Origin of the sequence: Sphingopyxis sp. HIX, from assembly GCF_001468285.1 — a bacterium.
Taxonomy (GTDB): Bacteria; Pseudomonadota; Alphaproteobacteria; order Sphingomonadales; family Sphingomonadaceae; genus Sphingopyxis.
On record NZ_LNSB01000050.1, the window covers coordinates 17,867 to 40,045 of the forward strand.

18 protein-coding genes are annotated in these 22,179 nt (G+C 68.9%); 7 read left to right on the forward strand and 11 right to left on the reverse strand.

Annotation, left to right across the window (positions count from 1 at the left end; genetic code table 11):
• Positions 1 to 14: 14 nt before the first annotated feature.
• Entirely contained in the window at positions 15 to 686 is a 672-nt protein-coding gene (locus ATE62_RS19510; protein ID WP_231736322.1) for a hypothetical protein, read from the reverse strand.
• A 306-nt stretch (positions 687 to 992) separates the two neighbouring features.
• Entirely contained in the window at positions 993 to 2,585 is a 1,593-nt protein-coding gene (locus ATE62_RS19515) for an isocitrate lyase (protein ID WP_058808160.1), read from the reverse strand.
• Between the two features lie 161 nt (positions 2,586 to 2,746).
• Here ATE62_RS19515 and ATE62_RS19520 point away from each other — a divergent pair, with 161 nt between their 5' ends.
• Together ATE62_RS19520 and ATE62_RS23725 are read left to right on the forward strand one after the other, a co-directional pair.
• Complete coding sequence (locus tag ATE62_RS19520; protein WP_058808161.1) at positions 2,747 to 4,135, forward strand: helix-turn-helix domain-containing protein; 1,389 nt, start codon at positions 2,747 to 2,749, stop codon at positions 4,133 to 4,135.
• Between the two features lie 81 nt (positions 4,136 to 4,216).
• Positions 4,217 to 4,507 (forward strand): hypothetical protein, encoded by a 291-nt coding sequence (locus ATE62_RS23725; RefSeq protein WP_156420544.1) that lies wholly within the window; start codon positions 4,217 to 4,219, stop codon positions 4,505 to 4,507.
• A gap of 18 nt (positions 4,508 to 4,525) precedes the next feature.
• Here the strand turns inward: ATE62_RS23725 and ATE62_RS19525 are convergent, their stop codons facing one another.
• The 4 genes from ATE62_RS19525 to ATE62_RS19540 form a co-directional block, all read right to left on the reverse strand.
• Complete coding sequence (locus tag ATE62_RS19525) at positions 4,526 to 6,109, reverse strand: MFS transporter (RefSeq protein WP_231736324.1); 1,584 nt, start codon at positions 6,107 to 6,109, stop codon at positions 4,526 to 4,528.
• A 71-nt stretch (positions 6,110 to 6,180) separates the two neighbouring features.
• Entirely contained in the window at positions 6,181 to 6,807 is a 627-nt protein-coding gene (prfH, locus tag ATE62_RS19530) for a peptide chain release factor H (RefSeq protein WP_058808162.1), read from the reverse strand.
• Positions 6,804 to 7,910: an RNA ligase RtcB family protein gene (locus ATE62_RS19535; protein ID WP_058808163.1), complete on the reverse strand. Its 1,107-nt coding sequence runs from the start codon at positions 7,908 to 7,910 to the stop codon at positions 6,804 to 6,806. The genes prfH and ATE62_RS19535 overlap by 4 nt, the downstream gene beginning before the upstream one ends.
• Positions 7,907 to 8,395: a hypothetical protein gene (locus ATE62_RS19540; RefSeq protein ID WP_058808164.1), complete on the reverse strand. Its 489-nt coding sequence runs from the start codon at positions 8,393 to 8,395 to the stop codon at positions 7,907 to 7,909. The genes ATE62_RS19535 and ATE62_RS19540 overlap by 4 nt, the downstream gene beginning before the upstream one ends.
• Positions 8,396 to 8,767: 372 nt before the next feature.
• Between ATE62_RS19540 and ATE62_RS19545 the strand changes: the two genes are divergently transcribed.
• Positions 8,768 to 10,033, forward strand: coding sequence for an HD-GYP domain-containing protein (locus ATE62_RS19545; protein WP_058808165.1), 1,266 nt, complete (start codon positions 8,768 to 8,770; stop codon positions 10,031 to 10,033).
• Here ATE62_RS19545 and ATE62_RS19550 read toward each other — a convergent pair.
• The 5 genes from ATE62_RS19550 to ATE62_RS19570 all read right to left on the reverse strand — a co-directional run bounded on the left by ATE62_RS19550 (position 10,030) and on the right by ATE62_RS19570 (position 15,138).
• Positions 10,030 to 10,596, reverse strand: coding sequence for a methyltransferase family protein (locus ATE62_RS19550; RefSeq protein WP_058808166.1), 567 nt, complete (start codon positions 10,594 to 10,596; stop codon positions 10,030 to 10,032). The two genes, ATE62_RS19545 and ATE62_RS19550, sit on opposite strands and share 4 nt — an antisense overlap.
• Before the next feature lie 76 nt (positions 10,597 to 10,672).
• A complete protein-coding gene (locus tag ATE62_RS19555) occupies positions 10,673 to 12,499 on the reverse strand; it encodes a DUF885 domain-containing protein (RefSeq protein WP_058808167.1) in 1,827 nt (608 codons plus the stop codon).
• A 46-nt stretch (positions 12,500 to 12,545) separates the two neighbouring features.
• The gene (locus ATE62_RS19560) at positions 12,546 to 13,253 is read right to left on the reverse strand and encodes a helix-turn-helix domain-containing protein (protein ID WP_058808168.1); all 708 of its coding nucleotides are present in this window, start codon (positions 13,251 to 13,253) and stop codon (positions 12,546 to 12,548) included.
• Between the two features lie 4 nt (positions 13,254 to 13,257).
• Positions 13,258 to 14,304: a mannose-1-phosphate guanylyltransferase gene (locus ATE62_RS19565; RefSeq protein WP_058808169.1), complete on the reverse strand. Its 1,047-nt coding sequence runs from the start codon at positions 14,302 to 14,304 to the stop codon at positions 13,258 to 13,260.
• An 81-nt stretch (positions 14,305 to 14,385) separates the two neighbouring features.
• Positions 14,386 to 15,138 carry a hypothetical protein gene (locus tag ATE62_RS19570; RefSeq protein ID WP_156420546.1) on the reverse strand — a complete coding sequence of 251 codons (753 nt, stop codon included), beginning with the start codon at positions 15,136 to 15,138 and terminating at the stop codon, positions 14,386 to 14,388.
• A 193-nt stretch (positions 15,139 to 15,331) separates the two neighbouring features.
• Between ATE62_RS19570 and ATE62_RS19575 the strand changes: the two genes are divergently transcribed.
• Genes ATE62_RS19575 through ATE62_RS19590 form a run of 4 tightly spaced genes read left to right on the forward strand, consistent with a single transcriptional unit; the run spans position 15,332 to position 22,026 of the window.
• Complete coding sequence (locus tag ATE62_RS19575; RefSeq protein WP_058808171.1) at positions 15,332 to 16,720, forward strand: TIGR03013 family XrtA/PEP-CTERM system glycosyltransferase; 1,389 nt, start codon at positions 15,332 to 15,334, stop codon at positions 16,718 to 16,720.
• Positions 16,721 to 16,722: 2 nt separating this feature from the next.
• Complete coding sequence (prsK, locus tag ATE62_RS19580; RefSeq protein WP_058808172.1) at positions 16,723 to 18,801, forward strand: XrtA/PEP-CTERM system histidine kinase PrsK; 2,079 nt, start codon at positions 16,723 to 16,725, stop codon at positions 18,799 to 18,801.
• Positions 18,801 to 20,186, forward strand: coding sequence for a PEP-CTERM-box response regulator transcription factor (gene prsR / locus ATE62_RS19585; RefSeq protein ID WP_058808173.1), 1,386 nt, complete (start codon positions 18,801 to 18,803; stop codon positions 20,184 to 20,186). The genes prsK and prsR overlap by 1 nt, the downstream gene beginning before the upstream one ends.
• Before the next feature lies 1 nt (position 20,187).
• Positions 20,188 to 22,026 (forward strand): tetratricopeptide repeat protein, encoded by a 1,839-nt coding sequence (locus tag ATE62_RS19590; RefSeq protein ID WP_058808174.1) that lies wholly within the window; start codon positions 20,188 to 20,190, stop codon positions 22,024 to 22,026.
• Positions 22,027 to 22,179 lie beyond the last annotated feature (153 nt).

Here is a 22,179-nt window from a genome sequence, read left to right on the forward strand (position 1 = left end):
ATCGGGGCTCGTCGCTAACCCCGCTTGGTGCGGTAATCGATGCGGATGCGGACCCAACTGCCGACCAGCGACTTGCCGCCGACGCGCGGTGGGCGGACGCGGAACTGCCAGGCGGCGGCGAGGACGGCGCGGTTGATCTGCGCGCCGTTCGGATATTCGTCGAGCCCGACGCAGTCCTCGACGCGGTAGTCGGGCGCGGTGCGGCACGCGATCAGCCCCCAGCCGGGGCCGCTGGCGGTCGACAGATAACCGCGAAGCTCGCCGTCGGTCGGCTCGCGGTACCAGGCGGCGGCGTAGAGCGGCTCGCCATTGGGCGCGGTGCCCACGCGTTCGGTGTCGCCAGAGCTACGCGAGCCGCCCTTGTTCGGCGGGCCGGAGGTCTGGCCGTTCGGGGGGCGAACGCCGATCTTCGGGGGTGCGGGCGGCTGTGGCGGTGCGTTGGGCGTCGCGACCGGCGGCGGCGGCGGGACCTGTGGGGGCAGCGGGTCCGCGGGTTGCGGCTGGACGGGCTGTTCGGGGGTCGGCTGCTCGGGCGCGGTCTGCGCTTCGTTCTGCGCCTGCTCGCGGCTTTCGGGCGCAGGGGCCTCCTGCGCGAACTCGGCGGCCTCGAGGCGGACGACGGTGAGCGGCACCTCGACCTTCTCGGGCTCGTCGTCGAGGCCATAGGCGAGCAGCAGGAGCAGCAAGATCGCCGGGATCAGCAGCGCGAGCGCGATGGCGATCGTGCGGCGGCCCGCGCCGATATTGAGCTGTTCGCGATAGGGCGTGGCTGGGGAAGGGGTCAGCGGAGCAATCTTCGGTGGCGTCCGCCGACGAGGAGCCCGGCGCGACAGGCGCGGGGATAGTGGTGCCGCGGGCCCTTGGCAAGGTGGGGCAGCGCCCAAAAAAATGCCCGCCGGAAACCCCGGGGGGCTTCCGACGGACAGGCTTTCCTCCCCAGGAAAGCTCGGGAGGCGCGGGGCTGGGTCGCGAGCCCCGCGCCAAACTGGTCGTTACGCCGCGAACTGGTTCATCGTATTGTCCTTACCGGCTGCTTTCAGGGCGGCTTCGCCGGCGAAATATTCCTTATGGTCGTCGCCGATGTCGCTGCCCGACATATTCTGGTGCTTCACGCAGGCGATGCCCTGGCGGATCTCGGCGCGCTGGACACCCTTGACGTAGCCCAGCATCGCTTCGTCGCCGAAATATTCCTTGGCGAGATTGTCGGTCGACAGCGCCGCGGTGTGGTAGGTCGGCAGCGTGATCAGGTGGTGGAAGATACCCGCGCGCTTCGCCGCGTCGCGCTGGAAGGTGCGGATGCGGTTGTCGGCCTCGTCGCCGAGTTCGGTGCCGTCGTAATCGACGCTCATCAGCTTGGCACGGTCGTAGGCGCCAAGGTCGCGGCCTTCTTCTGCCCACGCATCAAAGACTTGCTGGCGGAAGTTCAGCGTCCAGTTGAAGCTCGGCGAGTTGTTATACGCAAGCTTCGCGTTGGGGACGACTTCGCGGATGCGGTCGACCATGCCGGCGATCTGTTCGATATGCGGCTTTTCGGTCTCGATCCAGAGCAGGTCGGCGCCGTTCTGCAAGGATGCGATGCAGTCCATGACGCAGCGGTCCTCGCCGGTTCCGGGGCGGAACTGATAGAGATTCGACGGCAGTCGCTTCGGGCGCATCAGCTTGCCGTCGCGGTTGATCAGCACGTCGCCGGGATTGCCCGCGCCTTCGACCTCTTCGCAATCGAGATAGCTGTTATATTGGTCGCCGAGGTCGCCGGGTTCCTTCGAGAAGGCGATCTGCTTGGTGAGGCCCGCGCCGAGGCTGTCGGTGCGCGTCACGATGATGCCGTCCTCGACGCCGAGCTCCATGAAGGCGTAGCGGCAGGCGCGGATTTTCGCGATGAAATCCTCGTGCGGCACGGTGACCTTGCCGTCCTGGTGGCCGCACTGCTTTTCATCGGAGACCTGGTTCTCGATCTGGAGGGCGCAGGCGCCGGCCTCGATCATCTTCTTGGCGAGCAGATAGGTCGCCTCGGCGTTGCCGAAGCCCGCGTCGATGTCGGCGATGATCGGCACGACATGCGTTTCATGATTGTCGATCGCGGCCTGGATCTGCTTGGCCTTGAGCTCGTCGCCCTCGGCGCGCGCGGCGTCGAGGTCGCGGAACAGCATGCCGAGTTCGCGGGCGTCGGCCTGGCGCAGGAAGGTGTAGATTTCCTCGATCAGCGCGGGAACGCTGGTTTTTTCGTGCATCGACTGGTCGGGCAGCGGGCCGAATTCGCTGCGCAGCGCGGCGATCATCCAGCCCGAGAGGTAGATGTAGCGGCCCTTGGTGGTGCCGAAATGCTTCTTGACCGAGATCATCTTCTGCTGCGCGATGAAGCCGTGCCAGCAGCCCAAGGACTGGGTGTAGTTGGCCGGATCGGCGTCATAGGCGGCCATGTCGGCGCGCATGATGCGCGCGGTGTAGCGGGCGACGTCGAGGCCGGTGCGGAACTTGTTCTGCGCGCGCATGCGGGCGATGCTTTCGCCGCTGATCCCGTCCCAGGTGCCGTCATAGTCGCGGATGAGGCGGCCTGCCTGCGCCATGTCTTCCTGATAGCCCATCGTCTTGTCCTTTCGGTGCGGCCAGTCGGGGAGAGCGGCCGGGTGATGAGCAAGATGTGACGCGACGCGCGCTGAAAGTGAAAAGCTTTGTCAATAATATTTGTGAAATAGCGCTATGAGGTGTAAATTGGCATGTAAATCAGTAAAGAAAGTTACAAGCCATGGCGGAGCGGCGGGTGTTTGCGGGGCCGGCGGTGCGCAAGGTTCGGCGCGAGGCGGCGATGACGCAAGCGGCGATGGCCGACGCGCTCGATATCTCGCCGAGCTACCTCAACCTGATCGAGCATGGCCAGCGGCCGCTGTCGGCCACGGTGCTGGTCAAGCTCGCCGAGCGCTTCGGCTTCGACGCTGCCACGCTTGGTGCCGACGAGGTGCCGGGGGGTGCGGCAGGGCTGCGGCGGCGGCTGGCCGACCCGCGCTTCGCCGATCTGGGGATCGGGGCGCAGGAGGTCGAGGAGTGGCTGCAGAGCGCGCCCGCTACCGCGGCGGCTTTTGCACGGCTGTTCGATGCAGCGCCCGAGGTACGCGGCGAAGGCGAGGGCGACGCACCCGAAGTGGCGGCCGTCCGCCGCGCGATCGAGAAATGGCGCAATCATTTCCCCGACCTCGACGCGCGTGCCGAGGAACTGGCCGATGAGCTGCGGCTCGCGGGCGGCGACCTTTACGGAACGATTTCCGAGCGGCTGCGCACGCGCCACCAGCTCGGCATCCGCATCCTGCCGAGCGACGTGATGCCCGACCGGCTGCGCTGGCTCGACTGGCACGCACGGCAGCTGATGCTGAGCGAGCTGCTGCGCCCCGCTTCGCGCACCTTCCAGGCCGCGGCGACGCTCGCGCAGGTCGAGGCGAAGGGCGAAATCGCTGCGCTGGTGACGGGGGCCGAGTTCGCCGAGCCCGCGGCCGCACGGCTGTTCGAACGGCATCTGGTGCATTATTTCGCGGCGGCGCTGATGATGCCCTACAGCCGCTTTCTGCGCGCCTGTGATGCGACTGGCTACGATCTGCTGCTGCTCCAGCGGCGTTTCGGCGCTGGCTATGAGCAGGTCGCGCATCGGCTCACGACCTTGCAGCGCGTCGGCGCCCGCGGGCTGCCCTTCTTCATGCTGCGCATAGACCGCGCGGGACAGGGGTCGAAGCGCTATGCCGGGGCGAGCCAGTCGCCGCTGGTCGACGGCGACGCCCGCTGTCCCTTGTGGGGCGTGCACGAAGCCTTTTCGCGCCCCGGCGAGGTGGTCGCCGACCTGGTCGAACTCGAAGACGGCACGCGCTGGTTCACGCAGTCCCGCAGCGTCGCGGCGCCCGGCGCGACAGGCAGCGGGACCCCCGCGCGCTTCGCCGTGTGCGTCGGGGTCGATGCCAAGGTCGCGGCCCCTTTGATCGCCGCGCGCGGACTCGACCTGATGCGCTCGCCCGCGACCCCGGTCGGCCTCGGCTGCCGCCGCTGCACGCGCACCGGCTGCGTCCAGCGTTCGATGCCCCCGCTCGGCCGCCCGCTGCGCTTCCGCGAAGGCGAGCGCGGGGTGTCGGCTTTCGATTTCGCGGGGGATTGACAAAGATCAGGCCTCGCCGGACGCACTTGAATCTCCCTCTCATCAGCCTACATCGCCTTTCGGAGTTGGAGGAGCAGGCCAATGGGAATGAGCAAAAGACTATTGGACGAACCCGAGGTTTGCAGTGAATGCGGCGCCGATCTGGAATGGCAAAGCGGAAAGCGCGTGTGCGCCGCCGATTGTCCGGAAACGCAGATTCAGCGCTTCGAGCGACTAGAGAATGCCCGGATTCGGGGCGAGGGCTGGGACGCATTTCACGACGGGGTGGCTCGGGACGCTCCGCCTAGTTCAATTTTGAGCGACGAAATCGAGATTTGGCAGCGCGGCTGGGGAATAGCCGAGCGAGGAAAAAGTCGCCCTCTTCCCCGCTAGATGGTCAACGGGCGGGCATCATAACCCCGACTTGTCGAATACATGCCCCTCGGGGTCGAGGTCGCGCAGGTCCGCGCCGCGCGTCTCGCGGCCGAAGCGCGCGGCGAGCAGCAGCGATAGTGCCATCGGCGCCGCGATCATCAGCGCGCTGACCGCCAGCGTCGGGATGATCGCCATGATCGCCAGCGCCTGCGCGAACACGCCGCCGAGCTTGCTGCACGCCGCGACCCAGCCGGTTGCGCGGCCGCGGATGCGCAGCGGGAAGCTTTCGGCGGTGTAGGGCAGCAGCATCGCGATGATGCCGTTGCTGCCGACGATCAGCAGTGCGACGGGCAGGATCGGCGAAGCGCCATCGCTGAGCGCGAGCCAGAGCACCCCGGCGAGGCCGAGCAGGGTCACCGCGATCGCCGCGAGCAGCGACTTCTTGGTGCTCCACGCGTGATAGATCCACGCGACGAGGAACACGGTGGGCAGCGCGATGAGCGCCGAGGCGGCGAGCAGCCGGCTCGATACCTCCATGCTGTACCCGCGCGCGATCAGCTCGACGGGGAGCCAGAGGAGCAGCCCGAAATTGACGAGGCCCCAGCAGATGGCGGTGAGGCTGAGCGCCGCCAGTTTGCCCGCATAGGCGCGCGCCATGGGAGCGGTCGCAGGGCCGCGCGCGGCGGTCTCGGCAGGGGTGATGCGGTGGACGCCCGAGCCGAAGCGCGCCATCACCTTCGCCGCCTCGGCTTGGCGGCCGCGCGCGACGAGGAATTTCGCCGATTCGGGGATGAAGGCGCCGAGCATCACGAGCAGCAGCCCGCTCGGCAGATTGGCGAGCCACAGGATGCGCCAGCTGAAGACGGGCTCGAGCCAGGCGGCGATCAGGCTCGCGGCCGCATAGCCGCCGACCGCGCCCAGCCCGCCGACGAGCACGAGGCTCCAGCCGCGGTGGCGGCTCGGCATCATCTCGGCGAGCAGGGCGTAGGTGACGGGCAGCATGCCGCCGGCGGCGGCGCCCATCATGAAGCACATGCCGATGTTCCACGCGAGCGAGGGCATCGCGCCGCAGATCGAGGTGCCGACGAACATCACCGCCGACAGCAGGATCGACGCCTTGCGGCCATAGATGTCGGCGACCCAGCCCCAGACGAACGAGCCGAGCACGGTGCCGATCAGCGCCACAAAAGGCACCATCGACACCGTCTCGCGCGGGACGCCATATTCGTCGATCATCCCGGGGATGGTGAAGCCCAGGCTCGCCGGTTTCATGATGTCGATGACCAGCGCGATCACCAGCACCCCCATCAGCCGCCAATGCGCCCAGGACAGCGGCGCATCCTCGGGCGCGCTGACCGCCAGCTCGCTCGACGCCGCCATCTGCTGCGAGAGGTTCCTGGGGAGCAAGCCGTAAGCGGCGACGCCGATCCCGGCGATGATCAGATACATGCCCGCGATCATGCCGTCGTCCATCGGCATGCCGACCATCCGGAACCCGATGTCGCGCCCCATCCAGAACATCGGCAGGTGCAGGAGGACCCCGATGGTGACCGCGACGACGCCGAGCAGGAAGGCCCAAAGCCGCCGGTCGCTGCCCGCCTTGCCTATCGTCTGGTCCACGCGATCCCCCTTATGCCGAGCCGCTTCTTTTCACAGGACGCGTGGCCCGGCAATCGGGGATTGCGTGCCGCTCAGCGCCCTGCCGCGAGGCGAAAATCGGGGCCGCTATAGTGGCGCACCGCATTGCCGCGTTCGAGCGCGCGATTGCGGTCCCAGCCCGCGCGGCGCGCCTCGCCCGCGGCCGCCTCGCGCCGTTCGGCGAGGAGGAGGGCGAGCTTGAGCCGCGCGACCCTGCGGTTGGCGTGCTGCGAGCGCTGCTCCTGCGACATGGCGACGAGCCCGGTCGGCCGATGCGTCGCGCGCACCGCGCTGTCGGTCTTGTTGACATGCTGGCCGCCGGGGCCGCTCGCGCGCATCGCCTGATAGTCGATGTCGGTATCGCGTAGTTCCTCGCTTTCGTCCGTAGCAAGGACGCGCGCGACTCCGACGAACCAGTTCCTGCGCTTGTGCGTCGGGCGGAAGGGACTCTGGCCGGTCCAGAGGATCGTCCCCGTCCGCGCCTGGACAAACGCTTCGGCGCCGGGTCCCGCCACGCGGAGCAGCAGCGACGGCGGATCGTCGTCGGGCGCTTCGAGCGGTTCGCAGGTCGCGTCGCACGTCGGGGCCTCGCGCGCGAAGGCGCGGGCGAGGCGCGCGACGACCCAGCGGCATTCGGCAGGGCCGCCGCCCGCCGAGAGGTGGAGGATGATCTCGCTCATGCGCGGCGCACCTTGTAGCTGATCAGCGGACGCAGCCGCGCGACGACGGCGACGAGCCCCGCCTGTTCGAGCTCGGAGATCACGCGCGCGATGTCCTTGTATGCCTGCGGCGCCTCCTCGAAGATCAGCTGCCGGTCCTCGCAGATCACGCGGCTGCCGAGCGGGGTGCGTTCGAGGTCGGTCGCCTTGAAACGGCCCGCCAGCCGAGCGCGGGCGTCGCCGCGGCTCCATTTGCGCCCCGCGCCGTGCGCGAGCGAATGGAGCGCGGCGTCGGTGTTGGCGGCGAGCGGCGCGACCAGATAGCTGAAATCGCCGCGCGAGCCTGGGATCGCGACGAGCCCGCGATCGGCGGGGGCGGCGCCTTTGCGATGCAACCAGCCGCCATCGTGCGGGGTGACGCTATTGTGGCAGATATCGAGCAGGCAGCGCCCACCGAGCCCGAGCGCGGCCAGGAACCGCGCGGCGATCACCCGACGGTTGACGCCCGCCCAGGCCATGGCACGGTCGTGCTCGCCGCGATACGCGCGCCCGTCGTCGCTGTCGGCGGCGATACCGGCGGCGGCACCGCGCGCGGTCCAGGCGTCGAGGATCGCCTGGCCCAGCCCGCGCGAGCCGCTGTGCACCATCATCCAGACGCGGTCGGCCTGGAGTTCGAGTCCGGCGAAGCGGTCCGGGTCGACCACCTCCTCGATGCGCTGGAGCTCGACGAAATGATTGCCGCCGCCGATCGTGCCGAGCGACGCGTCGGCGAGGCCGGCGGGAAGGCCGGCTTCCTCCAGCATCGCCGCGGCATCGCCGTCCCACGCGTCGTCGAGCCCGTGGAGCTTGCGCTCGGCGGTATCGGGGCGGAACTTGCGCAGCGCGTCGTCGGTCTGCCACAGCGCCATGCCGCAGCCGATGTCGCCGCCGACGAGGTGCGGATAGAGGTGGGAGGGCGACCAATAAGCCGCGCCGACCGCGATGCCGCGCCCGGCGTGGAGGTCGGGCAGGCCGACGACCCGCGCGATGCCGGGCATCGCGGCGGTGCGCGCGAGCTGGTCGAGCGCGACCGGATCGAACGACCGCGGATCGGCGCCGATCAGGTCGATGGCGGCAACGCTCATCGGCGACCCCCTTTCGCCGCGCGATTGGCGGGGGGCAGGCGGCGGGCCAGCTCGCTGCCGTCCCGCAGGATGCGGTCGACCGGATCGACGAAGAAGCGCCAGCGGCGCCAGCCCCAGCGGTTGCGGTCGACGACGAGCTCGCCGTCGACCATCCACTCGCCGTAACGTCCGATCGAGATGCGCGACGCGACGAAGTCGTCCAGATGCTGGCGGACGTGCATCTTGACCGTGCTGCCGGTGTCGAGATGCGCGCAGATCTCGCCGAACACATCGTCCCAGCGCCGGCCGCGCCGGCTCTGCAGGAAGCGGACCATCGGGGCGAGGTTTTCGTTGAGACCCTTGGGATAAGGCGCGTCGATAAAGGCGTGGCGCTTGTGGCCGATAAAATGGATGCCGGGATCGCTCCTCTTGAGTTTGGCGGCGGACGCGTGGCGCGAGCCCCAGCGCGGCCGTTCGACGATGACCTTGAACATATCAGCGCGCATGACGAACCTCCACCGAAAGGGAAAAGGCCGGTGCGGCGTCTTCGGTAATGAAATAAAGCCACGCTCCGGCGGTGCCGGGGCGGAGCGAAAGCGTCAGGCGGTATGCGCCGCCTGCAGGTAAAGTGCCCATGTCATGCTATCCTGATGACGGTGGAAAATTGGGATGCGTTTGGTGCGTGCAGGTGCAGCTCGCATGACTTTCTCCTTTCCGTCCTTGGACATGGCCGACATTGGCTGGCGCGGCGTCTAGCCGCACACCCCCGATTTTGCAAGCGCCGGCTTGCGGCAGGCCGAAATGATTAGCCCTTTAATGAATGGCTTGGCGCGTCGTTATTCCATCGAAGCGGGCCCTGCCCGCGCGAGGATCATGGAATGTTGTTTCGCGTCACGCCGGATGCGGCCCAGATCGGGATGTTCGTCCACGCCTTCGAAGGGCGGTGGATCGACCATCCGTTCTGGCGCAGCCGCTTCCTGATCGAGACGGCTGACCAGCTGGCGCGAATCCGCGGGTCGGGGGTCGATGCGCTGGTCATCGACCGCAGCAAGAGTCACGTGGAGCCCGAGGCGGCGACGGGCGCGGTCGCGATCGAGCGGCGGTCGGGGCCGCCGCGTGCGGTGGCGGTCGAGCGGCGCAGCCCCTATGCGCCGGGCGCGCTGCGCGCCCGCGCGCCGGCGCCCGTCAGCTATGCGCAGGAGAAGCGCCGCGCCGAGCGGCTCATCGGCAAGTCGAAGCAGGCGGTGATGGACATGTTCGAGACCGCGCGGTTGGGCCGCGCGGTCGAGGCGAGGAAGCTCGCGCCGCTGGCCCGCTCGATCGGCCAGTCGATCGAGCGCCATTCGCGCGCGTTGCTGGGTCTCGTGCGCCTCAAGCAGAAGGACGAATATACCTATCTCCACTCGGTCGCGGTGTGCGCGCTGATGATCAACTTCGCGCGCCACCTGAAGCTCGATGAGGAAGAGGTGCAGGCGCTGGGGGTCGCGGGGTTGCTCCACGACGTCGGCAAGGTCGCGATCGCCGATGCGGTGCTGCTGAAACCCGGCAAGCTCGACACGCGCGAGCGGGCGATGGTCGAGGGGCATCCGCGCGCGGGGCATATGCTGCTGTCGCAGTCGCCCGATATTCCTGCGGCTGCGCTCGAGGTCGCGCTGCACCATCATGAGAAGGTCGACGGCACCGGCTATCCCGACCGGCTGAGCGGCGAGGCGCTGTCGCTGCACGCGCGCATGGGCGCGATCTGCGACGTCTACGACGCGGTGACCTCGGACCGGCCGTACAAGGCGGCGTGGACGCCGTGCGAGGCGCTCGCCGCGATGCGCTCGTGGCCGGGGCATTTCGATCCCGACCTGCTCGACCGTTTTGCCGACAGCCTGGGGTTGTGGGCGCCGGGCACGCTGGTGCGCCTGTCCGACGGGCATCTGGGGATCGTGCTGGGCAGTTGCGGCGATGCGGGCGAGGCGATGCGGGTGCGCATCTTCTTCGACTGCGACACGCTGACCGAGATCGCGGCTTACGACCGCGAATTCGCCCCCACCGCGCGTGACCCGCGCGTGACGGGGCGCGACAGCCCGACCTTCTGGCGCTTCGACGATTGGGAGGCGATGCGGGCGCGGGTGCTGGAGGCGGAGCCGGCGGGCTAGGCGATCAGCCAGCGCGGGACGCGGTGGCGGAAATCGTCGTAGGCGGCGCCGAAGGCGCGCGACAGGTGCGCCTCCTCGATCCGGACCTGAACGCCGCAGGCTAGCGCGAAGGCGAGCGCCGTCGCGGCAGTCCACCAGGCGGGGATGGCGAGCGCCGCGCCCGCCGCCATCGCGATCATGCCGGTGAAGATCGGGTTGCGGCTGAAGCGGAACAGCCCGGCGGTGACGAAGAGCGGAGCGTCGCCCTGACGCACGCCGACGCGCCACGCGGCGCCCATCTGGACCTGCGCGGCGACGACGACCAGCGTGCCGAGCGCCATGACCGCGCTGCCCGCGGCGAGCAGCGTGGGTGGGGCGGCGATCCGGCCCGATGCGAGAAGCGTCGCGGCGGCGAACAGCATCGCGATCGACAGCGCGAAGGCGAGGCCCGCGGCGCGCTGGACGCCGCGCGCCTCGAAAAAAGCCCAAGCGCCGATACCCGAGCGCGCACGCACCGCGCGGCCGCGGAGCAGGGTGGCGATGATGACGAGGGCGAAAAGCAGCAGCGGAACGGAGGCGAGCATCGACAATCTCCCGGATAAGGAACGATGCCGCCTTCGCTACACCCTGTAGTGACTACAGGGTCAAGCGCGATTTTTCCTACGCCAATTGCTCCGCCGTCCAGCGGTCGATCAGCGCCGCGAGCACCTCGATCGGCATCGCGCCCGCCGAGAGCGCGGTGTCGTGGAAGGCGCGGAGGTCGAATTTGGCGCCGAGGGCGGCTTTCGCCTTCTCGCGGATCGCGACCCAGCGCGTCTGGCCGACCATGTAGCTCGTCGCCTGGCCGGGCCACACGCAATAGCGCTCGATCTCGGTGACGTTCGAGGGTTCGGGGGTGCCGAGTGTCTCGTTATAATATTGGATGCCCTCCTCGCGGGTCCATTTATAATGGTGGAGCCCGGTGTCGGCCACGAGGCGCGCGGCGCGGAACATATAGCTTTGCAGGTAACCGAGACGGCCCCAAGGGTCGTTCTCGTACACGCCCATCTCGTCGGCGAGCTGTTCGGCATAAAGGCCCCAGCCCTCGGTATAGACCGAATAGGCGGGCAGGCGACGGAGGCGCGGAATGCCCGTCGCCTCCTGCGCCAGCGCGATCTGGTGGTGATGGCCGGGCGACGCCTCGTGATAGGTCAGCGTCGGCAGCGCCCACGAAGGGTTTTCCGCGGTATCGCGGAGGTTGATGTAGTAAGCGCCGGGGCGCGAGCCGTCGAGCGCGGGGACCTGATAATAGCCGCCGGTCGCGCCGTCCTCGATATCGGCGGGCACGCGGCGGATCTCGGCCTTCGCCTTGGGCAGGCGGCCGAAGGCCTCGGGCAGCCGCGCCTGGATCGCCTGCATCTGCGCGTTGAGTTCGGCGATCAGCTTGGCCTTGCCCTCGTCGGTGTTGGGATAGAGGAAGCGCGGATCCTTGCCGAGCGCGCGCATGCGTTCGGCGACGCTGCCCTTGGTCATGCCCTGCGCCTTGAAGATCGCGTCGGCCTGCGCCGAGAGATCGGCGACGCGGTCGCGGCCGAGCTTGTGCACCTCCTCGGCGGACATGCCCGTCGTCGTCGCGAAGCGCAACGCATAGGCGTAGTAGTCGTCGCCCTGCGGCAGGCGCCAGACGCCGGCGTCGTGCGTCGCCTTGGGCCGCACGGCGCGGAGTTCGGCCGCCTGGCGCTTCATCGCGGGGTAGATATTGTCTGCGACGATCGCGGCGCAGCGCTTCACCCAGTCGCCGGGGATGTCCTTCGTTTTCTCCGCGATATTCCTGGTCAGGCCGTGCGCGTCGGGGGCGGGCGCCCAGATGCGGTCGAACTGGCCGAGCGCGCGGTCGATGACGAAGTCGGGCGGGATCACGCCCTTCTTATGGTCTTCGGCGATGCGGCCGGTCTCATTGTCCATCTGCGCCGCGAAATCGGCACAGCGCGCGAGATAGGCCTCGGCATCGGCGGAATTGGCGATGGCGTGCTGGTTGATCAGGAAATCGGGGATCGAGCGATAGCTGCCCGAAAGCTGCGTCACCGGATGCGGTTCGGGCCAGCTGTGGAGGCCATATCCGAACGTGTCGTACGCCTTCACATAGCCTTCCCATGGGTCGCGGAAGGTTTCGTAGTTGATGAGGTCCATGCCCAAAAGCTTTGAGACATCGATCTTTTTGAGCTCGGCGAGGCCGTCGCGATAGAGCTGATGGCCCTTCTTGATCCCCGCGGGCGAGCGGTCGTCCAGTTTCGCTTTCAGCGCGGTACGGCCGTCCTTGTCGAGCCCCAGCGCGGTCGCGAATTCGGGGCTTTCGTCGATCATCCGGTCGTAGAGGCGTTCGTACAGCGCGGTGAGCTTTTCGCCTTCGCTGCCGGGTTGGGCGATCAGCGCCTGCGCGGGCGAGCGGACGCCCGCCATCGCCGAGGTCGCGGCGAGCGTGGCGAGGAGGGTACGGCGGTCGAGCATGGGGAGGTCTCCGGCTAGTGTGTTGCCCTGACTCTACACCCGCAGGTCATGCCGGTCTTGTATCCATTTGACGTCGCCACCAGCCCGGCGCGGCGCCGGTCAATCGCGCGACGGCGTGCGACATATGCGCCTGATCGGCGAAATGCAGCTGGTGGGCGATATCTGAGAGCGTCTCGCGCGTCGTGCGCACCGCGGCCAGTGCGGCGCGGGCGCGGACGGTGGCGCGATAGGCCTTGGGCGTGCAGCCATAGGCAAGGCGGAAGCCGCGGCTCAGCGTTTCGGGGCGCACGCCGGTCCGCTCGGCCCAGTCGGCGAGCGCGAAGCCCTGGTCGGCGCGAAGGTCGTGTGCGAGCAGGTCGGGCCAGTCGAGCGCGGCGGCGGGGGCGGCGGCGAAGCTTTCGGCGAAAAGCGCCGCGGCGGCGCACGGATCGCGCGCGGCGAGGCGAACGAGCGCGTCGGGATCGGCGACACGGCCGCGGACGTGCGGCGTGGCGGCGAGCGGGGCGGGCAGGTCCAATACGAGCACGCGCGCGCCCTTTGCTTCGACTCGGTCGAGGTGCGATTCGAAGGCGTGGTGGATGAGTGCGTCGCCGGGGCGGACGTCGAAGCGACCCTCGTCGCCCGCCTCCTGATAGCCGCCCTCGAGCACCACCGCGACGAAGGCGTCGTCGTGGCAATGGCGGGCGCGGAGCTCGTTCGGGCGATGCCGAAGCAGCCCGAGCGGGGCGTCGGCGAAATGCGGCGACCCGGGCATCGGCCTATTCGCGCGCCTTCGCGGCGGTGCGGACGTCCTGGCAGCGCTTCAGCGGCATGACGAGGATGTCGTCGCCGTCGACGATCACCGCGACCCCCTCCATGCCGATCACCGACACGCGCTTGCCGCCGGCGCGGATCAGATTGCCGTGGCTGTCGTGGAGGAAGACGTCGCCGTGCGTCGCATTGCCGATCTCGTCGCAGGCGGCGAGCGCATGCACCGCCTGCCAGCTGCCGAGGTCGGACCAGCCCATCGCGACGGGGACCACCGCGACGCGATCGTCCTTTTCCATGACCGCATAGTCGATCGAATCCGACGGCGCCTTCTCGAACTCGATGGCGTCGGCATGGAGCGCGTCGCCATCGCGTAGGCCCGCGGCGACCGCCTTGTCGGCTGCCTCGAAGATGGGCCGGCAATGGGTCAGCATCGCATCGCGCATCCGCCCGGCGCGGAACAGGAAGATGCCCGCGTTCCAGCTGTAGCCGCCCGCGGCGAGCATTGCTTCGGCTTCGGCGAGCGGCGGTTTTTCTACGAAGCGCGCGACCGCGAAACCGTCTTCGCCCCCAGAATCTCCAAGCGCTTCGCCGCTCGCGATATAGCCGAAGCCGGTCTCGGGATGCTCGGGGGCGATGCCGAAGGTGACGAGCCAGTCCTGCTGCGCGAGCCGAGCGGCGCGGGCGATCGCGGCGTGGAAGGCGGGGATGTCGGCGATGACATGGTCGCTGGGCATCACCAGCAGCAAGGTGTCGGCGTCGGCCTGCGCCACCGCGAGCGCGATCGCCGCGGCGGTGTTGCGCGGCATCGGCTCGACCAAGAGCTGCGCTTCGTTGGCGCCCATCTGCTCGCGCACGGTCGCGAGATGTCCGTCGCCGCAGAGGATGACGGGGGGCAGGAAGTGCTCGCCCGCCGGCGTGCGCGCGACGGTCTGGCGGAACAGGCTGTCGTTGCCGGTGAGCGGCAGGAACTGCTTCGCGCGCGCGCCGCGCGATTCGGGCCACAGGCGCGTTCCCGCGCCGCCGCACAGGATGACGGGTTGGATCTGGAGGGTCATGGGGAGGGTCTAACCGGTTGAAGCGCGGGGGTCATCCCCCTGTTTCAACGGACCCGGCGCCCCCGTCCATTCCCTCGCGCGTCAGATTTCGGCGAACATCGTGCGCAGGATGCGGTCGCGCTGCACCGGCGGGAGTTTCAGTATCTCGTCGAACAACTCGGTCGCGGCCGAACATTGCAGCTTGCCGGGACCGCGCTGTTCGAGCGCCGCCAGCAATTGCTCGTCCGACACGCCGAGCTTCGCCCGAAGCCGCGGGATCAGCGTCACGAAGAGCTGGCCGACCTCTTCGGCCGAGGCGCGCGGCGCGCCGAGCTCGGGCGGCGAACGGAGCAGCTGGTCGTAGATGGCGAGTTCGCGGTCGATCATCGCCTTGTCGGCGATCTTGTCGAAGCCCATATCGTCGCCGCGCAGATAGCCGGGGCAGAGATCGGGATGCTCCTCGGCGATGAAGCGCCCCTGGTCGCGCGCGAGCGTGGCGAAGGCGACGATCGTCTCGCGCGATGTGTCGGGGACCCGCTTGACGATGGCGGGGAGGACGAGTTTGCGGATCTCGGCCCGCGCGGCGTCGGGGGTACCCGAAGCGATATTGCGGTCGAGGATCGCACGGATCTGGGCGTGAAGCGCGGGGTCCTTTTCGCGGATCGCGGCATAGAAGGGCTCCTTGCTCTCCATGTCGGCCAGCACCGAGTCGGTGGTCGGCTTGCCGCACCCGGCGAGCGGCGCGGCGACCAGCAGCGCGAGCAGTATGGCGGTGCGCCTTTTGCCTGCGCTTGCCGGGAAGAATTGAAGCATAGTGCCGGCGGACTTCCGCAGCGCAGCCATGACGCGTGCCATATCTTGCCCCCTTGTTCGGGCTGCTGCCGGTCGCCGGCATAAGCCCATGCCCGCGCCGCTTATCCCGCGATGCGCAAAGGGATTCAACCGCTGGTTACGATCGGGCGGATGGGCACCGGCGAAGGTGTAAAGTTAACCGACACTTCACCCCTCGGCTTTAGGATAAGTTCTCGAAAGGGCGCGCGCTTATCCGATGTTCCGGCTGTTCAAACATTATGTCCCGCACGCGGTCGTCTGGCTCGCGCTGATCGAGTTTTTCGCGCTGCTCGGCTCGGCCGAGGGGGCGTGGCACCTCTATGCGCACCAGGCAGGGTTTGATGCGGGCAATTTCGCGGGCCGCTGGCTGCCGATCCTGACCTTCGCGGTGTCGAACATGCTCGCGATGATGGCGGTCGGCATGTACGGGACCGAGGCGCTGCGCGCGATGGGCTTCGCCACCGCGCGGTTGCTCGCGGCGATCTCGCTCGGGGTGATTTTCCTGTCGGTGCTGGGCTTCCTGCTGCCGACCGCGACGCTTTGGCGCGCGAACAGCGTCTATGCCATGGTCTTCGCGATCGTCCTGCTGCTCGCAATCCGGCTGGTCCTGACGCAGAGCGCAGGGACCGACGCTTTTCGGCGGCGCATCCTGGTGCTCGGCGCGGGGCCGCGCGCGGCGCGGCTGAAGGCGCTGTCGGAGGAGCCCGGGCGCGGTTTCCAGATGGCGGGCTATGTCGCGATGGCGGCGAACGAAAAGGCGGTCGAAGGCGCGGTGCCGCGCGCCGATGTCGCCAGTCTCGCCGATCATGCGGTGGCGCTCGGCGCGGGCGAGGTGGTGCTGGCGATGGAGGAACGGCGCGGCGCGTTGCCGCTGGACGACCTGCTGCGTGTCAAGACCACCGGCGTGCATGTCAACGATATCGCGAGCTTCCTCGAGCGCGAGACCGGGCGCGTCGACCTTGCGACCACCAACCCCAGCTTCCTCATTTTTTCGGACGGTTTTTCGGCGGGGCAGCGGATCGCCAAGGCGAGCAAGCGCGTCTTCGACATCGTCGCGAGCCTGGCGGTGCTCGTCATCGGCCTGCCGTTGATCGTGATCGCGGGGATCGCGGTCAAGTTCGACAGCAAGGGTCCGGTCTTCTATCGCCAGCCGCGCGTCGGGCTGTTCGGCGAGGCCTATAATATCGTCAAGATCCGCTCGATGCGCACCGATGCCGAGGCCGCGGGGATCGCGGTGTGGGCGAGCGAGAACGACCCGCGCATTACGCGCGTCGGCCATATCATCCGCAAGCTGCGCATCGACGAACTGCCGCAGCTCTGGTGCGTCTTGAAGGGCGAGATGAGCTTCGTCGGCCCGCGCCCCGAGCGGCCGAGCTTCGTCGAGGAACTGACCGAAGCGCTGCCCTATTATGCCGAACGCCACATGGTGAAGCCGGGGCTGACCGGCTGGGCGCAGATCAACTACCCCTATGGCGCGTCGGTCGAGGATGCGCGGGTCAAGCTCGAATACGACCTCTATTATGCCAAGAACTATTCACCCTTCCTCGACCTGTTGATCCTGCTCCAGACGGTGCGCGTCGTGCTGTGGCCCGAGGGGGCGCGGTAGCCATGGGCGCGCTCGCGGGCCTCTCCGAAATCCTCTCCGCGCTCGCTTGCGTGGGGTTCGGCGGCGCGGCCTTGTGGCTCGCGCTGCGGCCGCGCGTGCGGATGGCGGCGCTGATGCCGAGCTTCGGCTGGCTGGTCGCGGCAGCGGCCGCGACGGCGCTGTGGGCGGCGGCGACCTGGGCTTATCAGCCCGCCTCGCCCGAGGCGCTCGTCGCGGCCGCGCTGCGCAACGCGGTGATGCTGTTCTGGCTGGGCGCCACCTTCTGGAACGCGCGCGCGCCGATGTCGCGGCCGCTGCGGCTGATCCAGCGGATGCTGATCACCTTCTGCCTCGTCGCGCTGGCCTTCGGCAGCTTCGTCTGGCTGCGCGAGGGCGGGGTGCCCGGCGAATGGGCGGGTCCGGGGCTCGCGCTGGTCGCGATGATCGTCGCCTCGGGCGGCCTGCTGCTCGTCGACAGCGGGGTGCGCCACGGCAGCGCCGGGCTGCGCATGCCGATCCTGGCGGTCGCGGGCGGCTTTGCGATGCTCTGGGCCTATGAGCTCAATTTCCAGCTTATCGGCGCGCTGACCGGCACGGTACCGCTGACCTTGATGCTGCTGCTTCCTGCGGTGGCGCTGCTGACGTTGCCGACCTTCGTGCTCGCCGCGATGGACGTCGGGCGCGAGCGGATGCAGCTGTCGCGCACCGCCGCGACGCGCACGATCCTGTTGATCGCCGGTGCGGGCTATCTGATCCTGATCGGGCTGGCGGGCGCGATCGCACGGCTGGTCGGCGGCAGCTACAGCGAAGTCGCGCAGAGCCTGTCCTTGATCGTCGGGCTGGGCGCGGGCGGACTGCTCTTCGCTTCGGCGCGCGCGCGCGCCTGGGCGACGGTGATGATCTCGAAGCATTTCTTCGAGCATCGCTACGACTATCGCGCCGAATGGATGCGCTTCACCGCGACCTTGGCGCGCGGCGATGAAGGCGACCTCTACCGCCGCGTCGCGAAGGCGCTCGCCGAGTTGACCGGCAGTCCGGGCGCATTGCTGATGCTGCCGGGCGCGCAGGGCAGCTATCGCGTGGCCGACCGCTGGCATTGGGATGCCGGAGACGAGGTCGCGGGCGAACTCTCGTTGCGCTCGGCCTTCATGCTGCAGGACACGGGGCATATCGTCGACCTCGACGCGGTGCGCCGCGGTGCGACCGTTGCGGCCGGGCAGGACCTCGCGATCCCCGAATGGCTGGTCGCCGATCCGCGCGCCTGGGTCGTCGTGCCGGTGCTGCATTTCCAGCGGATGATCGCGGTCGTCGTGCTGCACCGCCCGCCGGTGTCGCGCGCGCTCGACTGGGAGGATCTCGACGTGCTGCGCATCGCGGGGCGGCAGGCGGCGAGCTATCTCGCCGAATCGCAGAGCCAGGCGGCGCTGTCCGAGGCCAAGCGCTTCGACGAGTTCAACCGCCGCTTCGCCTTCATCATGCACGACATCAAGAACCTCGCGAGCCAGCTCGCGCTGCTCGCGCGCAACGCCGAGCGCCACGCCGAAAAGCCCGAGTTTCGCGCCGACATGGTCGAGACGCTGAAGATTTCCGCCGGGCGCCTGTCCGACCTGCTCGTCCGGCTGTCGCCGCGCGAACGAGGGCGCGCGGCCGAGGCGGCGCGCACCGACATCGAGCCGCTGCTCGCCGTGGTCGCGGCGCAGATGCGGTCGCGGCGTGCGCTGTCGATCGGCTGCGAGCCGGGGCTCGCCGCCTGGGCCGATGCGGCGTCGGTGCGCCAGATCGTCGAGCATCTGGTCGCCAACGCGATCGACGCCTCGCCCGACGGCGCGCCGGTGCAGGTCATCGCAGCGCGCGAGGCGGGGCGGGTGCGCATCGACGTTCTCGACCAGGGCAGCGGTATGAGCCGCGCCTTCATCGAGCATGAACTTTTCAAGCCTTTCGTTTCGACCAAGGACGGCGGTTTCGGGCTCGGCGCCTTCGAGGCGTTGGGGCTGGCGCAGGCGATGGGCGGTGCGATCGACGTCGCGAGCGAGCCGGGGCGGGGGAGCCGCTTCACTTTGTGGCTGCCGACCGCGGGCGAAGACTGGATGAAGGTGGCATGATGAAAAACGACGGGAACGAAACCCCGCGCAAGCTGCTCGTGGTCGAGGATGACCCGGGGCTGCAGACGCAGCTCAAATGGGCCTATGACGGCTATGACGTGCTGATCGCGGGCGATCACGATGCAGCGATCGAACTGCTGCGCGCCGAGGAACCCGATGTGGTGACGCTCGACCTCGGCCTGCCGCCCGATCCCGACGGCACGCGCGAGGGGTTCCGCACGCTGCAAGCGATCCTCGAGATGAAGCCCGACACCAAGGTCATCGTCGTGTCGGGGCATGGCGAGCGCGCGAGCGCGCTGAACGCGATCGCGAGCGGGGCGTGGGATTTCTATCAGAAGCCGATCGACATCGACGAATTGGGCCTGATTGTCCGACGTGCCTTCCATGTGCGTGAGCTCGAGGTCGAGAATGCGCGGCTGGCGAGCCAAGGGGCGACCGACAATCGCGTGCTCGGCGGGATGATCACCGGCGCGCCCGAGATGCTGAAGGTCGCGCGCACGATCGAGCGCGTCGCGAACCTCGACGTCAGTGTGATGCTGCTCGGCGCGAGCGGGACGGGCAAGGAATTGCTCGCGCGCGGGCTGCACGAGGCGAGCGGACGGCGCGACGGCGCCTTCGTTGCGATCAACTGCGCCGCGATCCCGGAGAATCTGCTCGAAAGCGAATTGTTCGGGCATGAGAAAGGCGCGTTCACCGGCGCGGTCAAGACCACCGAGGGCAAGATCGAGCTGGCGCATGGCGGCACGCTCTTCCTCGACGAGGTCGGCGACATCCCGCTGCCACTGCAGGTGAAGCTTCTGCGCTTCCTACAGGAGCGGACGATCGAACGGATCGGCGGGCGCAAGGCCATCGCGGTCGATACGCGCATCGTCTGCGCGACGCACCGCGACCTCGACGCGATGATCGCGGCGCAGAGCTTCCGCGACGATCTCTATTACCGGCTCGCCGAGATGGTGGTGAAGATCCCGTCGCTCGCCGAGCGGCCGGGCGACGCGGTGCTGCTCGCGCGGCATTTCCTCCACCAATATGCGCCCGAGATGAACCCCGGGGTGCGCGGCTTCGCGCCCGACGCGCTGCAGGCGATCGACGAGGCGCGCTGGCCCGGCAACGTCCGCGAGCTCGAAAACCGCATCAAGCGCGCGGTGATCATGGCCGACGGCAAGCTGGTGGCGAAGGACGATCTCGACATTGCAGGCGGGGGTGAGGCTGAGAGCGAGGAAAGCTGGCTCAACCTGCGAAGCGCGCGCGAGGCGGCCGACCGGGTCGCGATCCGCCGCGCGATGATGCAGAGCGAGGGCAATATCTCGGCCGCGGCCAAGCTGCTCGGGATCAGCCGCCCGACGCTCTACGACCTGCTCAAGCAATATCGGATGCAGGCGGCCTGAGTTGCTGCGCCTTCGCGCCCTTGTCGCCGCGCTGCTGGGCGCGGCATTGCTCGCAGGATGCGGCGAGACGCGTCCCGAGAGCCCGCGCGCGGCGCTCGAGGAGCGTCGCGTGGCGCTGCAGGAGGCGCTTGCCGAGGACCCGAAGCAGCTTACGGAGCAGGTCGAGCTGGCGCGCATATTGTTCAAGCTCGGCGACGGAGTCGGTGCCGAGGCCGCGGTGCATGCCGCGCTCGCGGCCGGCGGCGACGAGGACGCGCTGCGCCCGCTCGCCGCCAAGGCCGCGGCGATGCAGGGCGATGGCGACCGCGCCTTCCGTATCCTCGACGCGGGGCCGATCGCGCCCGAGATGATCGGCGAGGCGGCATGGGTCGCGGGCAACGTCCACCTCGACAATGGCGATTTCGGCGCAGCGCGCGACGCCTTCGACCGTGCGGTGCGCGAATTGCCGCGCAATGCCGATCTGTGGATCGACGTCGCGCGCTTCCGCGACGCCAATGCCGACGCGCTCGGCGCGCGCGACGCGATCGACTATGCGATCGAGCTCGACAAGGACAGCAGCGCGGCGCTCGCCTATAAGGCGAACCTCGTGCGCTCGCAGCGCGGGCTGACCGCATCGCTCGAGTGGTACGACAAGGCGCTGGCGGCCGATCCCGACAATGCCGGGGCGCTGATCGACCGGGCGGCGACGCTCGGCGACCTCGGGCGCTACAAGGATATGCTCGTCTCGCTGCGCCACGCGGCGACGCTAGTGCCGGGTAATGCGCAAATCTACTATCTGCAGGCGGTGGTCGCGGCGCGCGCGGGCAATTATCGCCTCGCGCGCAGCCTCCTCCAGCGCACGCGCGGGCGGATGGACGGCGAGCCGGGCTTCATGTTGCTGAGCGCGGTGGTCGAACTCGAGCTCGGCGGCGAGGCGGTCGCGGCGACCTGGGCCGACCGGCTGATCGAGGAACAGCCGCACAACCTCGCCGCGCGGCGCATCCTGGCGGCGGCCGAATGGGCGGGGGGCGACCCCGACGGCGCCGCCGACGCGCTGGCGCCGATCGTCGCGCGCGCCGACGCCGACAGCTGGTCGCTGCTGATGGCGGCGCGCGTCGCCGCCGAGCTGGGTCTGGCGGGCGAATCGTCCGATTATCTGGCGCGCGCGGCGGCGCTGGCGCCGGGCGAGGCGGCGCCCTTCGCGCCCGACGGCTATGGCCTGTCGGCCGACGCCGACGCGCAGCCGCTCAACCCCGCGCTCGTGATCCCGGCGATGGAGGCCGAAATGGCGGGGGGCAATGCCGCGCAGGCGCTGGCGCGCGCGACGCGGCTGCGCGACGCCAACCGCGGGGTGGCCGACGCGCATATCTTGCACGGCGACGCCGCGATGGCGGCGGGTGACTACACTCAGGCCGTGCAGAGCTTCCGCGCCGCGCGCGATCTCGACGCGAGCGAGCGCACGACCTTGCGGCTGGCCAATGCCTTGTTCCGCGCGGGCGATGCCGCGGGGTCGGGGGCGACGATCATGGCGCTGCGCGACAGCCAGCCGTCGAGCCTCGCCGCCGACCGGCTCGCGGGCTCGCTGGCGATGGACATCGAGCATTGGGACGATGCGATCGCCTATTTCGAGCGCGTCCGCCAGCGCGTCGGCAATCGCGACGTCGTGGTGCTGCGCGAACTGTCGAAGGCCTATGCCGCGAAGGGCGACCGCGCGCGCGCGATGGGCATGATCGCGCTGGCGTACCGGCTGCAGCCGCTGAACGGCGAGATCATGCGGCTCTACGCCGAACTGCTGGCGCAGAACGGCGATGCCGAGGCCGCGGCCGATCTGCGCGAGAAGATGGAGCAGGTGGGGCGGTAGTCGGGCGTCGTGTTCGATACGGTTTCGCGCAAAGACGCAAAGACGCAAAGGGTTTAGGCTGTATCGACATTCAGGATTCCGTTTGTGTGTGAAGTCTGATTCAAGCTTTGCCAAGCGAGCGGAGTTTGGAGATGGGGATCAAGCGTTACGAGT

Bases quoted from the DNA above. Each gene is read 5' to 3' on its own strand.
- ATE62_RS19515 (WP_058808160.1), bottom strand. From the start codon at position 2,585: ATGGGCTATCAGGAAGACATGGCGCAGGCAGGCCGCCTCATCCGCGAC.
- ATE62_RS19520 (WP_058808161.1), top strand. From the start codon at position 2,747: ATGGCGGAGCGGCGGGTGTTTGCGGGGCCGGCGGTGCGCAAGGTTCGG.
- ATE62_RS23725 (WP_156420544.1), top strand. From the start codon at position 4,217: ATGGGAATGAGCAAAAGACTATTGGACGAACCCGAGGTTTGCAGTGAA.
- prfH (WP_058808162.1), bottom strand. From the start codon at position 6,807: ATGAGCGAGATCATCCTCCACCTCTCGGCGGGCGGCGGCCCTGCCGAA.
- ATE62_RS19535 (WP_058808163.1), bottom strand. From the start codon at position 7,910: ATGAGCGTTGCCGCCATCGACCTGATCGGCGCCGATCCGCGGTCGTTC.
- ATE62_RS19540 (WP_058808164.1), bottom strand. From the start codon at position 8,395: ATGCGCGCTGATATGTTCAAGGTCATCGTCGAACGGCCGCGCTGGGGC.
- ATE62_RS19545 (WP_058808165.1), top strand. From the start codon at position 8,768: ATGTTGTTTCGCGTCACGCCGGATGCGGCCCAGATCGGGATGTTCGTC.
- ATE62_RS19550 (WP_058808166.1), bottom strand. From the start codon at position 10,596: ATGCTCGCCTCCGTTCCGCTGCTGCTTTTCGCCCTCGTCATCATCGCC.
- ATE62_RS19555 (WP_058808167.1), bottom strand. From the start codon at position 12,499: ATGCTCGACCGCCGTACCCTCCTCGCCACGCTCGCCGCGACCTCGGCG.
- ATE62_RS19560 (WP_058808168.1), bottom strand. From the start codon at position 13,253: ATGCCCGGGTCGCCGCATTTCGCCGACGCCCCGCTCGGGCTGCTTCGG.
- ATE62_RS19565 (WP_058808169.1), bottom strand. From the start codon at position 14,304: ATGACCCTCCAGATCCAACCCGTCATCCTGTGCGGCGGCGCGGGAACG.
- ATE62_RS19570 (WP_156420546.1), bottom strand. From the start codon at position 15,138: ATGGCACGCGTCATGGCTGCGCTGCGGAAGTCCGCCGGCACTATGCTT.
- ATE62_RS19575 (WP_058808171.1), top strand. From the start codon at position 15,332: ATGTTCCGGCTGTTCAAACATTATGTCCCGCACGCGGTCGTCTGGCTC.
- prsK (WP_058808172.1), top strand. From the start codon at position 16,723: ATGGGCGCGCTCGCGGGCCTCTCCGAAATCCTCTCCGCGCTCGCTTGC.
- prsR (WP_058808173.1), top strand. From the start codon at position 18,801: ATGAAAAACGACGGGAACGAAACCCCGCGCAAGCTGCTCGTGGTCGAG.